This window comes from Candidatus Marinimicrobia bacterium CG08_land_8_20_14_0_20_45_22, from assembly GCA_002774355.1.
In the GTDB taxonomy this organism is placed as follows: Bacteria; Fidelibacterota; UBA2242; order UBA2242; family UBA2242; genus 0-14-0-20-45-22.
In genome coordinates this window covers 1-13,562 of record PEYN01000193.1, presented here as the reverse complement: position 1 = coordinate 13,562, position 13,562 = coordinate 1, and the positions used below count along the sequence as shown (strand labels likewise).

17 protein-coding genes and 1 pseudogene are annotated in these 13,562 nt (G+C 45.4%); 17 read left to right on the top strand and 1 reads right to left on the bottom strand.

What is annotated here, in order from left to right; translation table 11 throughout:
- The 7 genes from COT43_11170 to COT43_11140 all read left to right on the top strand — a co-directional run.
- A partial coding sequence (locus COT43_11170) for a hypothetical protein (protein PIS27325.1) occupies positions 1–1,815 on the top strand: 1,815 nt, incomplete at its 5' end.
- 322 nt (positions 1,816–2,137) lie between these two features.
- Positions 2,138–2,470 (top strand): hypothetical protein, encoded by a 333-nt coding sequence (locus tag COT43_11165; protein PIS27324.1) that lies wholly within the window; start codon positions 2,138–2,140, stop codon positions 2,468–2,470.
- A gap of 69 nt (positions 2,471–2,539) precedes the next feature.
- On the top strand, positions 2,540–3,694 hold the full coding sequence (locus tag COT43_11160) for a hypothetical protein (protein PIS27323.1): 1,155 nt from the start codon (positions 2,540–2,542) through the stop codon (positions 3,692–3,694).
- A 3-nt stretch (positions 3,695–3,697) separates the two neighbouring features.
- Positions 3,698–3,976: a hypothetical protein gene (locus COT43_11155; GenBank protein PIS27322.1), complete on the top strand. Its 279-nt coding sequence runs from the start codon at positions 3,698–3,700 to the stop codon at positions 3,974–3,976.
- A gap of 9 nt (positions 3,977–3,985) precedes the next feature.
- Complete coding sequence (locus COT43_11150) at positions 3,986–4,945, top strand: hypothetical protein (protein ID PIS27321.1); 960 nt, start codon at positions 3,986–3,988, stop codon at positions 4,943–4,945.
- Positions 4,908–5,771, top strand: a complete 864-nt coding sequence (locus COT43_11145; protein ID PIS27320.1) for a phosphate ABC transporter permease — start codon at positions 4,908–4,910, stop codon at positions 5,769–5,771. The genes COT43_11150 and COT43_11145 overlap by 38 nt, the downstream gene beginning before the upstream one ends.
- A complete protein-coding gene (locus tag COT43_11140) occupies positions 5,768–7,027 on the top strand; it encodes a hypothetical protein (GenBank protein PIS27319.1) in 1,260 nt (419 codons plus the stop codon). The genes COT43_11145 and COT43_11140 overlap by 4 nt, the downstream gene beginning before the upstream one ends.
- Before the next feature lie 33 nt (positions 7,028–7,060).
- On the opposite strand, the gene COT43_11135 is transcribed toward COT43_11140, so the two are convergent.
- Positions 7,061–7,327 carry a hypothetical protein gene (locus COT43_11135; protein PIS27318.1) on the bottom strand — a complete coding sequence of 89 codons (267 nt, stop codon included), beginning with the start codon at positions 7,325–7,327 and terminating at the stop codon, positions 7,061–7,063.
- 127 nt (positions 7,328–7,454) lie between these two features.
- Between COT43_11135 and COT43_11130 the strand changes: the two genes are divergently transcribed.
- From COT43_11130 to COT43_11085, 10 genes and pseudogenes are all read left to right on the top strand, one after another.
- Positions 7,455–7,676 (top strand): hypothetical protein, encoded by a 222-nt coding sequence (locus tag COT43_11130; protein ID PIS27326.1) that lies wholly within the window; start codon positions 7,455–7,457, stop codon positions 7,674–7,676.
- Between the two features lie 11 nt (positions 7,677–7,687).
- Positions 7,688–8,827, top strand: coding sequence for a transcriptional regulator (locus COT43_11125; protein PIS27317.1), 1,140 nt, complete (start codon positions 7,688–7,690; stop codon positions 8,825–8,827).
- A gap of 79 nt (positions 8,828–8,906) precedes the next feature.
- Positions 8,907–9,488 carry an N-acetyltransferase gene (locus tag COT43_11120; GenBank protein PIS27316.1) on the top strand — a complete coding sequence of 194 codons (582 nt, stop codon included), beginning with the start codon at positions 8,907–8,909 and terminating at the stop codon, positions 9,486–9,488.
- 48 nt (positions 9,489–9,536) lie between these two features.
- Complete coding sequence (locus COT43_11115; GenBank protein PIS27315.1) at positions 9,537–9,917, top strand: GxxExxY protein; 381 nt, start codon at positions 9,537–9,539, stop codon at positions 9,915–9,917.
- Positions 9,918–9,977: 60 nt separating this feature from the next.
- Entirely contained in the window at positions 9,978–11,006 is a 1,029-nt protein-coding gene (locus COT43_11110) for an oxidoreductase (GenBank protein PIS27314.1), read from the top strand.
- 15 nt (positions 11,007–11,021) lie between these two features.
- Positions 11,022–11,138: pseudogene (locus tag COT43_11105) on the top strand (LysR family transcriptional regulator).
- Between the two features lie 60 nt (positions 11,139–11,198).
- Positions 11,199–11,564: a diversity-generating retroelement protein bAvd family protein gene (locus COT43_11100; GenBank protein PIS27313.1), complete on the top strand. Its 366-nt coding sequence runs from the start codon at positions 11,199–11,201 to the stop codon at positions 11,562–11,564.
- Positions 11,519–11,812: a hypothetical protein gene (locus tag COT43_11095; GenBank protein ID PIS27312.1), complete on the top strand. Its 294-nt coding sequence runs from the start codon at positions 11,519–11,521 to the stop codon at positions 11,810–11,812. The genes COT43_11100 and COT43_11095 overlap by 46 nt, the downstream gene beginning before the upstream one ends.
- A 39-nt stretch (positions 11,813–11,851) precedes the next feature.
- Positions 11,852–13,108 carry a Vi polysaccharide biosynthesis UDP-N-acetylglucosamine C-6 dehydrogenase TviB gene (locus tag COT43_11090; GenBank protein PIS27311.1) on the top strand — a complete coding sequence of 419 codons (1,257 nt, stop codon included), beginning with the start codon at positions 11,852–11,854 and terminating at the stop codon, positions 13,106–13,108.
- A gap of 132 nt (positions 13,109–13,240) precedes the next feature.
- Positions 13,241–13,562 (top strand): four helix bundle protein (locus COT43_11085; protein PIS27310.1); only part of this gene is annotated, 322 nt, incomplete at its 3' end.

Sequence of the window (13,562 nt, the reverse complement as noted above, 5' to 3'; positions counted from 1 at the left end):
AACATTCAAAATACCAACTGGCGCTTTTCCCGCTGGGATATCACCTGGAATACCTATGTTCGCTGGGGAGAACCTGATTATGACGGCGGCTGGCATGGCGATCCAGCACTGCCTCAGCCGGGATTCGGATACTGGTTTTACAACCGGTACGGCTCGGCAATCAATTTCCCGGTTTTCGGCAGTGAGATCGATCTGGACGATTCTTATTACATTCCGCTCAACCCACCTCAGAGTGAAAGCCATCCCGGTCTGAATCAACTCGCCAACCCGCTACCAATCGTGATCGATTGGAAAGATGCAAAAGTCGAGTTGACGACCAATTCCGGTGTTTCTGAAATAACCTTGTCTGAGGCGACCTCGCAAGGTCTGATTTCGCAATGGTCGCATCGCTGGAACGGTTACGAATATATTGCCTATAACGCTACCAACGGCGGCGATTTCCTGATCTGGGACGGATTCTGGGTCGAACAATTGAAGGACTCAACTAACGGCAGTTCCACAAATACCGCATCTTATTCTGTCGGGCAGACTGGGCATGATGGTAATTCGACGATTTTTTACAATCCTATTCCGGCTCTACCGGAAGGTCAGACCGATCAGCTCAGAATCGATTTTTCGTCCGAAGACAAAAAAAAGGACATCTATGTCCGGTCCTATGTTACCGATCTGAGTCATCCCAGTGACTGGGCGAGAAAGATTAAAAGTAATGAAATAGGAACCAGCGTTGTCACCAAACAGGGCTTTCGAATCACATTGATCGAATCGGAGGTAGATCACTATACTTTCGAGGTAACCGGATCGAGCAACACGAGTCCTTTGTACGGCGTCGAATTTTCTTGCGATGTCAACAAGACCGCACCGTTGACCGGAAGTACCTATATTGCAACGCGGCTTGGCGGCGTAACGGAATCTTCTTCACCGGTTTCTCTGCGGTTGGTAATTCCGCCGATTGACGTTGATCTCTCCAAATCCGTACCGACGGTTAACAAGAATCCATTCTGTAATATGATGAGTTCCCCCGTCGATTGGTTTCTGCCACTTTCGGTGCGTAGCAGTTCGAACGGAGATGTGCGGGATACATACAACGGAATCGGCCAGAAAGCCGGTTCGTACAGCAATTACGATATGTACGATGCTCGCAATATCACGCCGTACCTGGATTCATTCGTCGATATTTACTTTCCGCATAATGATAAAAATGACCCGGAAAATTACTGGGAAAGCCATCCGATCAAAGCCAGTTACGACATGCGTCCGGAAACCGATACGACGTACTGGGACTTTATCGTATCCAGTTACAACTTTTCGGATCAGAACAGCACGATTTTCTGGGATCCTGCTCAGGCGGGATTGCCGGATGTGCTCGAACTGACGTTGATCGATCAGCAGACGTTGAACTCCGTTGATATGAAAAAAGATAGTACTTATACGATCACGACGCCGGCTGGTGATGGTCTGAAAACACTGCGTTACCGGATCATGGCAGTCCGTACCGATCTGATTGTCAGCGGCGTGAACGGGAAAACTCCGCAACCGATGAAGTTTTCCCTAAGTCATAACTATCCCAATCCGTTTAATGCCACGACGTCGATTCATTACGTGATCGACCGGGCTGGAAAAGTTAATCTGGCGATCTATGCGTTGGATGGAACTTTAGTGAAAACCATCGTCGATCAACACCAAAATAGCGGTGATTATAAAGTCTTTTGGAACGGTACAGACCAGATGGGCAAACCGGTCAGCTCGGGTGTTTATTTAACCCGTCTGACAACCGATCGAAATGTAAAAACCCGAAAAATGGTGTTATTGAAATAGATTGGATTTCAGAAAATAATCAGAAAATGGGTAATGAATGACCAATCGAGGTAACGATTTATCAGATATATCGGATAGGGTTGACGAATCCGGCGAAAAGAACGAGTACGATACGCCGCAAATCCTGACGAAAGATCAACTGCGGGTCGATCTCCAGACCGGAACACTTCCGGATGAACCGCCGCCGCCGCTCTGACAACCGATAATTTAGTTGATTCAAATAGTGGAAGATTTACACGAGTTATTGCGGTCTGCGACGCAACCGGTGACGATAGCATCTTGCGGTAACAGCATGTTGCCGTCGATCTCGCCAGGAGCGTTGTTGACGATTCTTCCTTTTTCATCAGATGGAAAACCGGTTCGAGTTTGGGATCTGATCGTCTTTCACAGCGGTTCGCGGCTGATCTGTCATCGCGTTCTCGGTGTATTTCGGTTCGGACGACATATTTATTACTATGAAAAAGGCGACGCCAATCGGCTTGGATGGATTGTCAGTGAATCGAAACTCATCGGTAAAGTTACCGCCATCGACGGTCAAGCGATTCGGATTCATTCAAATCCGTCAGAAAAATCAACCAGTCGTTTTAAAATTCTGAGTGAAATCCTGTTGTCGAAATTGAAGAATCTTGGTCGATTGGGATCGAATCCGAAATAGTCGATTTTTCTTATTTTCTTGCTAAAAAAACTCTTTATCTCAACCGAAAAAGTCTCTATATTTTCTATAATGAAAAACGAGCAGTTCTTCCTAACGCAACTCTGTAAAATCGTCGTCAACGAGAAAGCGCCCGTTTCACTCGGATTTAAGGAGATGACTTTCGACGAACCGCTTCTCATTAAAAAATGCAATTATCACCAAATTCTGTCGCTGGCTTATTTTTATCACGATGAGTTGCAGACAAATTTTCCGGATTTGTCGGAAGATTTTTTTCAACAGGCGCGAACCTATGCGGTTTTTAACGCGACCCGCGTCATGGTCTATGAAAATTTTCTGGCTGAGTTAGATAAAAAACTTTCAGAACGTCGGATCGAGTATCGCGTTCTAAAAGGACTCGTCACGGCGTGCGAACTCTATTCGGCCTCTTACCTGCGCGCTTTCGGAGATTTGGACATCATCGTCAGACCGGAATCGATTGCCGCGCTGGATGGCGTGCTGACCGATCTGGGTTTTCAGCTATCGGAAGACTTGTATTCGGTCTTTCCCGAGTCGATCATTCAGAAGTATTCATTTGCCCGTCACTATATTCGTTCAACCACAACGAATGTGGCTGTTGATGTTCATCTAAATCTCAGCGGAAAACTGCATGCGTTTCAGTTCGACATCGACGATTTCTGGAAAAATTCCCGGCTGGTTGCGATCGGCGATAAACGTTATCCGACTTTTTCCAACGAATATCTGGCGGTTTACCTGCTTTATCACGCCTTCAAACATCATTACTTCAAATTGATGTGGCTGATCGATTTTTTCAAGATCATGGATACGCCGACGCTCGATGTTGGGGAATTCAAACGGCTGATCGTCAAGTACCGGATGGAGAAATTGTGGCGGATTTTTATTCGGATTTGCGTTGAAATATATGGACGGCTTCCGGTTTCCGCGTCATCGCCGTATTTGAAAAAATACAACCCGATTGACTCCAGCAAGATCAACGCCGATTCTATTTTGAGAGGCGTTCCGCCGTACTCTCCGTCAAAAGCGCGGATCATTTTGCCGATGGTTTATCTGAGAGGGTTTTGGGAAAAAGCGCGTTATCTGTTTCGGCAATTGTTGCCTCCCCGGGAAGTCATCCGCGATTTTTATTGCCAAAAAGATTTAGCAATGAACTGGCGGAATTATTTTAAATTACGGAAAAAGACGATCCTTGAGATGATAAACTGGTAAAAAATGGGAGAACGAAAAATGAGCGCTCATAAACGCGCCGATGAAATCGAGTGGAAAATGTTTGACGACGAAAGCCTGCTGTTGAACGTCCAGACGGGTTTTTATTTTCGGCTCAATGTGGTGGGGAGTTACATCTGGTCGAATCTAGACGGCAATCGGAATGACGACGAGATCATTCATCTGGTCGCGGATGCTTTTGATACGACTTCCGAACAGGCGAGCAAGGATTATCGCGCCTTCATCTCTACACTGTCCGAAGAAAAATTAATTCTTAACGTCTGAGAACCGATCATGTATCCGTATTCGCGGCAACTTAATCTTTTGCACTTTATTATTCATCTTCACGCGAACGACGCGAGTCTGCTGGATATTCTCACCGACGATTTTATCTATCGTCCCCAAAACAAAAACGACTTTATTCGGTCGGAATTCCACTTTTACATTCTCGTCGAAGACGACGATCGGGAGATATGCAAACCGACCGGCGATTTTTCCTATGCTTATGATTTCGAAGCCAACTTGCTTCATTTAAAATATCTAAGCGGCGCGATCAACATCGATATTGATTATGCGAAACGAAGCGTCTTTGCCGTGATTGGTCGCAGTACACTTTCCTGTGGCGCCGCGCTTGGAAACTGGATTTTAACAATTCCTTTGGCGGAATTTCTCAAAGAGTATGGACTGTATTTTATTCACGCCGCCTGTCTGGAATATGAGGGAAAGTCCGTTCTATTTGCGGGAAAATCCGGTTTCGGAAAGACGACGATTTCGCTGGGACTCATGAAAAAAGGATGGAATCTTATTAGCGATGACGAGGCTTTTCTTTTTGAAAAAGTGGATTATTACGCAGTCGGCGGTCCTGAAAAAGCAAAAATATCCTATAAAACTTGGCAGAAATTTGCCGATATTCTTGGCGAGACGGATGCTTTTCCGAACAAGCGAACGATCAATTTGTCCACGCTTTTTTCTGATAAAATGCGGGAATTTGGGAAAGTTCATTCTCTCTGTCTTATCCGAAAGGGTTCAGAAAATCATATCAACCGTCTGAAACCAATCGATGCATTTCAGCGCCTGTTTTCACTGGCTTTCCTGAATTCAAATCCAGAATCCACCCGGAGTAATTTCGAGTTTCTGGCGAATCTTTGTCGTAACTGTTATTGCTACGAGTTGGAAAACAACCTCGATTTCGATTCGCTTCACACTTTATTGATTAATGAAATGTTTGTTTACCCCAGCCGACCGGTTTGTTAAGAGAATGACCGAAACCCAGACTGTTATCCGGCCAGAGAAAGGCATCATGCGCCTGAATCTTGGTGAGATTTTGCGCCATTGGGAATTGCTGTTCTTCTTTATCTGGAAAGAGATCAAAGTACGGTACAAACAAACTGTACTCGGTATCGGCTGGGCGCTCCTTCAGCCGCTGATCCAAATGATTATCTTTTCGATTCTCTTCGGCAGATTGATGAAAGTTCCCTCGCAAAATATTCCTTATCCGATTTTCGTTTATTCCGCACTGCTTCCCTGGACTTTTTTTTCTTCGGCGATGACGCTGTGCAATCATGCCGTGATGAATCATGCCGGACTCATCCGGAAAGTCTGGTTTCCGCGCCTGTTGATTCCGTTGAGCGCAGTTGGTACTGCCTGGTTCGATTTTCTCGCGGCGCTGGTTGTTCTGTTCGGACTCATGTGGTTTTCCGGCGTCGCGATTACGTGGAATCTGTTGGCTTTATTGCCGCTGATCGTGGCAGAAATTTTATTATTGACGGGCATCGGCTCGTTCATCGCCGGATTGTCTGCAACATACCGCGATTTCCGTCACATCGTCCCGTTCGGTATTCAGATCTGGATGTTTCTGACGCCCGTCATTTATCCCGCGTCGATTGTTGGAGAGCGACATCAGTGGCTGTTCAACTTGAATCCCATGACGGGAATTGTCAACGGATTTCGTGCCGCTATTTTGAATTTGCCGCCTGACTGGAACGCTCTCGGGTCCTCGTTGGGTGCGATTTGCATACTTCTGCCAGTCGGCGTTCTCTATTTTAATCGCGTTGAAACGCAGTTTGCGGATCGGATATGAAGATGCCGAACGACGCGATTCAAATATTGCGGTTGGGGAAAAGATATCCGCTTGGCGATACAGAGCGGTTCGATCAACTTCGGGAAGCCCTCTCGGATTGGATATCGCGCCCGTTTCGCTCCATCAATTCAAATACGGGGAAAAATGACGGATTCATCTGGGCATTGAAGGATGTCGATCTGTCCGTTCGATCGGGCGAGACGCTTGGAATCATCGGCAGAAACGGCGCTGGCAAAAGTACTCTGCTGAAAATCCTTTCCCGCGTCACCCAACCGACGGAAGGAAAAGCGATTCTGAATGGTTCCGCGTCGTCCCTGCTGGAGGTGGGGACGGGCTTTCATCCGGATTTGACGGGTCGTGAAAATATTTATCTCAACGCCGCAATTCTGGGAATGAGTCGTCACGCCATTCGGGAAAAATTTCAGGAAATCGTGGAATTTTCAGAAATCGGACAATTTCTGAATACACCAGTGAAAAAATATTCCAGCGGTATGTCAGTGAGACTGGCGTTTGCCATCGCGGCTCATCTCGATTCCGAGATCATGTTGATCGATGAAGTATTGGCGGTCGGTGATGCGTCATTTCAGCGAAAATGCCTCGATAAAATGGAGTCGATTGCCCGGAGCGGTCGAACCATTTTATTCGTCAGTCATAACCTGCCAGCAATCGAGCGGTTATGCAGTCGTTGTATTGTCTTTGAAAAGGGAATGATCGTCTTCGACGGAAAGCCAAACGAAGCGATTGATTTTTACTACCGGACGCAAGTTTCGTCCGGCGATCACTCCGCTTTCGATCTGGCGGAATCCACACGCTCCGGAACCGGCAAGGCGCGATTCACCAGCCTCGAGATTCGGTCGAATTCGCGTCATCTCGGCAATATCGTTCAATCTGGGAAATCAATGGATATTTTTATTCGGGTGAAATCCGTGAAGTCAGTTGTGAACCCGCAAATTGCCATACTTCTGAAAGATCAAACCGGACGGACTCTTTTCGGTATGAATACAGCCGATTCGGCAATAGGAATTCCAGTTCTCAATAAAGATATCGAGATTTGCTGTCAAATTCCGGAAACACCGTTGAGGGAAGGCGTTTATTTTATCGATTTATGGATGACCGAATCAAACGATACAGTCGATTATGTGCGGTACGCTTCTTCTGTTACCATTATTCCGAATGATTCAAGTCCTCTCAGCCGGCAAGTCGGCACCGGAAATGGCGGATTAATTTTCGTCAAACATGAATGGAAAATTCAGTAAGCCAAATAGAATTCCGAAACTTCGGGATGTGTGTCAAATCACGCGGGCATAGCAAATTTTAAAAATTGAGGAAGAAAGTTCTAGTTTTCGTCTGAATTTTATATTGTCAAACAAGGTTGAATTTCTTAAAATAACAGTCATGAATTGCGAGCGAAATGCCTCAAACCAACCAACAAGATTTTTTACAGCCGAATGCATTTCGATCAACGGGATTATGGGTTGAACGATCAGGTGAAATTTGCCCGTTTCACCGATGTCATTTCCAATCTTTTCTGAACATAAATTCTGTAGTTTGAGCATAAAATAAAGGCTGTAAAAATGGAAGCCTCGTCGGTGCATGTGACTGAGGAGGCGAAGCCGTGCCTGAAGGACGGAGAAAAGGAAACATCTATCCGTTACCCGTTACCCGTCACCTGTCACCCGTCACCTGTCACCCGTTACCTGTCACCCGTTACCCGTTACCCGTTACCCGTTACCCGTCACCCGTTACCCGTTACCCGTCACCTGTCACCCGTTACCCGTTACCCGTTACCCGTTACCCGTTATCCGTCACCCGTCACCCGTTACCCGTTATCCGTCACCTGTCACCCGTTACCCGTCACCCGTTACCCGTTACCCGTTACCCGTTACCCGTTACCCGTTTTACTAAGGAGCTCATACATGAAAATTCCATTACTGGATTTAAATGCCCAATTAGCGACAATCCGTCCCGAACTGAAAAACGCAATAGACCGCGTGATTGAATCGACTCATTATGTCAATGGACCAGAGGTTGCCGATCTGGAACAGAAAATTGCCGATTACACCGGTGTTAAATATGGAATCGGCGTTTCGTCCGGAACCGATGCTTTACTCGTCGCTTTGATGGCATTGGATATTCAGCCAGGAGATTGGGTCATCACGACGCCGTACTCGTTTTTTGCTACCGCCGGCGTGGTTTCGCGTCTGAAAGCGATTCCGGTTTTTGCGGACATCGATCCTAAAACCTACAATATTGATCCGTTGAAACTGCGCGAATGGTTCGATCAGAACCCAGACAAGATTAACAAAGTGAAAGCGATCATTACTGTTCATCTGTACGGACAATGCTCCGACATGGATTTAATTCTCGATGTTGCAAATCGTTATGGCATTCCAGTCATCGAAGACGCCGCGCAGGCGATTGGATCACGTTATCCATCCAAGTCGGGAGTAAAAAAAGCTGGAACGATGGGCTTAATGGCATGTTTTTCGTTTTTCCCAAGCAAAAATTTGGGTGGAATCGGTGATGGGGGAATGGTCGTGACCAACGATTTGACGTTAGCGGAAAAGTTGGGAAAACTTCGGAATCATGGATCGCATCCAAAATATTATCACTCGTTGATTGGCGGCAATTTTCGTCTCGATACGATTCAGGCGGCCGCCTTGCTGGTCAAGTTCCCTCACTTAGAATCCTGGAGCCGAGCTCGGCAGGCTCACGCTACTTATTACGATTCGCATCTGAATATTCCGGAAGTTAAAACGCCGACAGTTGCTTATCGACGCGATTTTCATATTTACAACCAATACATCCTTTCCGTCTCAGAAAAGCGTGATGAGTTGCGGAAGTGGCTTTCAGAAAATCAGATAGGAACTGAAATCTACTATCCGGTGCCTTTTCATCTTCAGGAATGTTTCAGAGACCTTGGTTACCGGAAAGGCGATTTCCCGAATAGCGAATATGCCGCTGAACACACGGTTGCATTACCGGTTTACCCCGAATTGACGATGGAAATGCAGGATTACGTTGTTGAGAAGATCAAAGAATTTTATAAAGCGTAAGTGAAGGAGTGGATGGTGCATGAATGTGTGAGTGCATCTATGTATTCTCAAATATCCAACTAATCTATAGGAAATCCATATGAAATTTTTCGTCCATGAAAGCAGTTATATCGACGACAACGTTGAGATCGGTGACGGAACGAAAATCTGGCACTTTTCGCATATTCAGGCCGGATCGAAAATCGGCATGAAGGTTTCGATCGGTCAGAACGTCAATGTCGGCAACAATGTAGTTATCGGCAATTTCGTAAAAATCCAGAACAACGTTTCGGTGTACGAAGGCGTAACACTGGAAGACTACGTTTTTTGTGGGCCGTCGATGGTTTTCACAAATGTGATGGATCCCCGAAGCAAATATCCTCAACGCGGATCGGAATTTTATCGGAAAACATTGGTAAAAGTTGGAGCATCGATTGGCGCGAACGCGACGATTGTCTGCGGGAATACGATTGGTAAACATGCGTTTATCGCCGCCGGAGCTGTTGTGACGAAAGATGTTCAGGATTATGCACTGATGGTCGGCGTCCCTGCCCGGCAAAAAGGCTGGGTCTGTGAATGCGGAGAAATCCTGCCCAAGTTCGATCACGAGGTGAAATGCCCAAGATGCGGATTAGAGTACTTTCTTGAGAAAGAGGAGTTGCTCGCAAAGGACGCCAAGTAATAACAAGTCCGCAGAAAATGAATAATTTTTACTCATACTGAACTAATGATGACTGAAAACGAAATTTCTAAAATCATTCTTGATGTGTCCTTTTGTTTGCACACAAAGTTCGGACCTGGTCTGTTTGAATCGGTTTATGAAGATTTGATGGCATACGAACTGGAGAAAAATGGCCTTCGGGTCGAGAAGCAAAAAATCCTTCCGGTCGTTTATGAAAATCTCCGAATGGAGTCAGCTTTTCGGATTGATTTGTTGGTCAATAATGCAGTAATAGTTGAGATCAAATCGGTGGAATCTATTTTGCCTGTTCATAAAAAACAGTTATTGACATATTTGCGATTGGCAGATAAAAGGCTTGGCTTACTGATTAACTTCAATGAAGCACATTTGAAAGATGGAATTACTCGAATTGTAAATAACCTGGTTTAACTTTCCCTAAAAAACCTTTGCGTCCTTTTCTAACCTTATAACCCTTAGCGAGAAATAACTATGAAAAACATTGCTCTGATCGGTTGCGGTCGAATTTCGAGAAACCATTTCGAGTCCATTGCCGCTTTAAAAGATGAACTGAAACTCGTCGCGGTTTGCGACATCCTCGAAGAACGCGCACGCGAATCTGGCGAAAAATACGGCGTAAATTGGTATACGGATTACGACAAGATGCTCCAGCGCGGAGACATCAATGTGATCTCGGTTTGCACGCCCAGCGGTTTACATCCCGAACACGGAATTCTTGCCGCAAAAAAATGTATCAACGTCATTTCCGAAAAGCCAATGGCGACTAAACTTGAAGAAGCCGACAAACTCATACAAGCCTGCGATGCGAATCATGTTCATTTATTTGTCGTCAAACAAAACCGGCTGAACACCACGCTTCAACTGCTGAAAAGGGCGATCGATAAAAACCGGTTTGGGAAAATTTTCGTGGTTCAATCGAATGTATTCTGGCAGAGACCGCAGAGTTATTACGACCTGGCTAAATGGCGCGGCACGTGGGAATTTGATGGCGGCGCTTTTATGAATCAGGCAAGTCATTATGTCGATGCCATTTGCTGGCTGATCGGTCCTGTCGAAAGTGTTATGGCGGAAACGGCGACGATGGCGCGGCATATCGAAACAGACGATACCGGCTCGGCGATCATCAAATTTAGAAATGGCGTGATCGGCTCAATGAATGTAACGATGCTGACATATCCGAAAAATTTCGAAGGCAGTATCACGGTTATTGGTGAAAAAGGAACCGTCAAAATCGGAGGCGTCGCAGTGAATCATATTGATAAGTGGGAATTTGAAGAATATGACGATGATGATCGGTTAGTTCAGGAATCGAATTACAATCCGCCGAACATTTACGGGCTCGGTCATTTACCTTATTACAAAAACGTAATCGCTACATTGAACGGCGATGCAGAAGCCAATACGGATGGACGAAGCGGAAGGAAATCTCTCGAGGTGGTTCTTGCAATCTATAAATCAGCGCAGACCGGTCGGAAAGTTCCGTTGCCGCTAAAATTATAGGAAACCGGAAACCAGGGAAATAGGAGACGGAAGACAGGAAACCGGAAACAGGAGACAGGTAACAGGCAACAGATAACCAGACACCCGAAACCAGATACCAGAAACCAGAAACCGGAGACAGGCAACAGGTAACAGGAGACAGGTAATAGGTAACAGGAAAAAGGTAACGGGGAAAAGAAGAGATATTTAAAAATGAAAATTGAGTCAATCAAAGATTTGACGGTATATAATTTATCTTACGAATTATCCATGAAAATTTTCGAGCTGACTAAAACATTTCCCAGAGATGAAATGTACTCGCTGACTGATCAATTGAGAAGATCGTCAAGATCCGTTCCGATGAATATCAGGGAAGGTTTTGCGAAACGCAAATATAAGCGTATTTATTTACGGCATCTTATTGATGCGTTGGGCTCCGCAGAAGAATCTCGCGGTTGGCTTGAAATAGCAAAAGACTGCTCATATACCAATCAAGAAATTCAATGTGCGCTTGATAGTGAATATGATCATCTTTGTGCCTCTTTGACAAAACTCATCAAATCGTGGGAGAATTTTTAAAGACAGGCAACAGGCAACAGGAAACAGGCAACAGGCAACAGGAAACAGGCAACAGGCAACAGGTAACAGGAAACCAGACACCCGAAACCAGAAACCGGAAACCAGACACCCGAAACCGGAAACCAGATACCAGTAACCAGAAACCAGTAACAGGAGATAGGAAACCGGTAACGGGTAACAGGCAACAGGAAACCGGTAACCAGAAACCAGTAACCAGACACCTAACACCAGCCACCATAAAAAATTAACTTTTTAACAATGAAAATATTTTAAGAGGAAGCATGCAAATGAAAAGCACAAAAATCGGAATCATCGGGCTTGGCTATGTCGGTTTGCCGCTGGCTGTTGAATTTGGGAAAAAATTTGACACCATCGGTTTTGACATCAACGCCAAACGCGTAAACGAACTGCGAAACGGCATCGATCGCACTCTCGAAACCGAAACCGAGAACTTAAAGTCGGCTAAGCGTCTGACCTACACGACGAACTATCTCGATCTCAAGCCGTGCAATTATTTCATCGTGACGGTTCCGACGCCCATCGACAAATATAAAAATCCCGATCTTACGCCGGTTGTCAAAGCAACCGAAACCGTCGGGAAGATTTTGTCAAAGGGCGGAATTGTCATTTACGAATCGACGGTTTATCCGGGTTGTACTGAAGAGGTTTGCGTGCCGATTCTTGAAAAAGAGAGCGGACTGAAATTCAACGTCGATTTCTTTTGCGGCTATTCGCCGGAAAGAATCAATCCGGGCGATAAAGTTCACACGGTGACGAAGATCCGGAAGATCACTTCCGGCTCAACGCCCGAAATCGGAAAGAAAGTCAACGAACTGTATCAATCCATCATCACAGCCGGGACATTTCTCGCCACGTCGTTGAAAGTTGCCGAAGCCGCTAAAGTGATCGAAAACTCCCAGCGCGACATCAACATCGCATTTGCGAACGAACTGGCGAAACTGTTCAATGTACTCGGAATCGACACTCACGAAGTCTTAGCCGCGGCAGGAACCAAATGGAATTTTCTTCCTTTTCAACCGGGACTCGTTGGCGGACATTGCATCGGCGTCGATCCCTACTATTTGACTTACAAAGCTCAGGAAGTCGGTTATCATCCCGAAGTGATTCTATCCGGACGACGTATCAACGACTCGATGGGATTTTACGTTGCCGGTCAGGTTATTAAACTGATGATTAAAAAAGGGCATACGGTTTCGGGATCAAAAGTACTCGTTCTGGGGATAACTTTTAAGGAAAATTGCCCGGACATCCGCAACTCGCGCGTCATCGACATCATCGATGAATTAAAACAATTCGGTTGCAAGGTTGATGTTTACGATCCCTGGGCTGACCCGGATGAAGTCAAACATGAATATCAAATCAATATGCTCGATAAGCCGGAATCTAAAATCGGATATGATGCCATCGTTCTTGCCGTCGCGCATGACAAATTCAAGGAAATGGATATGAATTCGTTGAAAAACGGTCATACTATCGTTTACGATGTAAAAGGAATTTTACAGGATTCCGACGGAAGATTATAGGTAGAAATCCTTCAGTCGCTATGAGAGAATATTTCTCGCAGAGTCCGCGAAGCGGAGCGAAGTCCCGCCAACGGCGGTGGCAGAGCCCGCGAAGAAATTAAGAATTTAGAATTAAGAATTTAGAATTACGTAATGGTTAAAGATAACGCGGTCAAAGATAAAAGCTTTCAGTTTGCGCTGGAGATCATTTCTCTTTATAAATATTTGACGACTCAGAAAAACGAATATGTGCTATCTAAACAATTACTCAGGTCGGGGACTTCTATTGGGGCCAACATCGAAGAGGCATTATCCTCTCAAAGCAAAAAGGAGTTCATTGCAAAATTAAACATCTCATTAAAGGAAGCACGCGAAACCTCATATTGGCTGAGATTAGTGAATGCAAGCGGATATATTCAGAAAAACGATCTTATTGAGAAATCGGAAGAACTATCCAAAATTCTGACCTCTATTA

Bases quoted from the DNA above. Each gene is read 5' to 3' on its own strand.
- COT43_11125 (PIS27317.1), top strand. From the start codon at position 7,688: ATGAAAATTCCATTACTGGATTTAAATGCCCAATTAGCGACAATCCGT.
- COT43_11090 (PIS27311.1), top strand. From the start codon at position 11,852: ATGAAAAGCACAAAAATCGGAATCATCGGGCTTGGCTATGTCGGTTTG.
- COT43_11155 (PIS27322.1), top strand. From the start codon at position 3,698: ATGGGAGAACGAAAAATGAGCGCTCATAAACGCGCCGATGAAATCGAG.
- COT43_11100 (PIS27313.1), top strand. From the start codon at position 11,199: ATGAAAATTGAGTCAATCAAAGATTTGACGGTATATAATTTATCTTAC.
- COT43_11150 (PIS27321.1), top strand. From the start codon at position 3,986: ATGTATCCGTATTCGCGGCAACTTAATCTTTTGCACTTTATTATTCAT.
- COT43_11140 (PIS27319.1), top strand. From the start codon at position 5,768: ATGAAGATGCCGAACGACGCGATTCAAATATTGCGGTTGGGGAAAAGA.
- COT43_11110 (PIS27314.1), top strand. From the start codon at position 9,978: ATGAAAAACATTGCTCTGATCGGTTGCGGTCGAATTTCGAGAAACCAT.
- COT43_11145 (PIS27320.1), top strand. From the start codon at position 4,908: ATGAAATGTTTGTTTACCCCAGCCGACCGGTTTGTTAAGAGAATGACC.
- COT43_11135 (PIS27318.1), bottom strand. From the start codon at position 7,327: ATGCTCAAACTACAGAATTTATGTTCAGAAAAGATTGGAAATGACATC.
- COT43_11160 (PIS27323.1), top strand. From the start codon at position 2,540: ATGAAAAACGAGCAGTTCTTCCTAACGCAACTCTGTAAAATCGTCGTC.
- COT43_11115 (PIS27315.1), top strand. From the start codon at position 9,537: ATGACTGAAAACGAAATTTCTAAAATCATTCTTGATGTGTCCTTTTGT.
- COT43_11120 (PIS27316.1), top strand. From the start codon at position 8,907: ATGAAATTTTTCGTCCATGAAAGCAGTTATATCGACGACAACGTTGAG.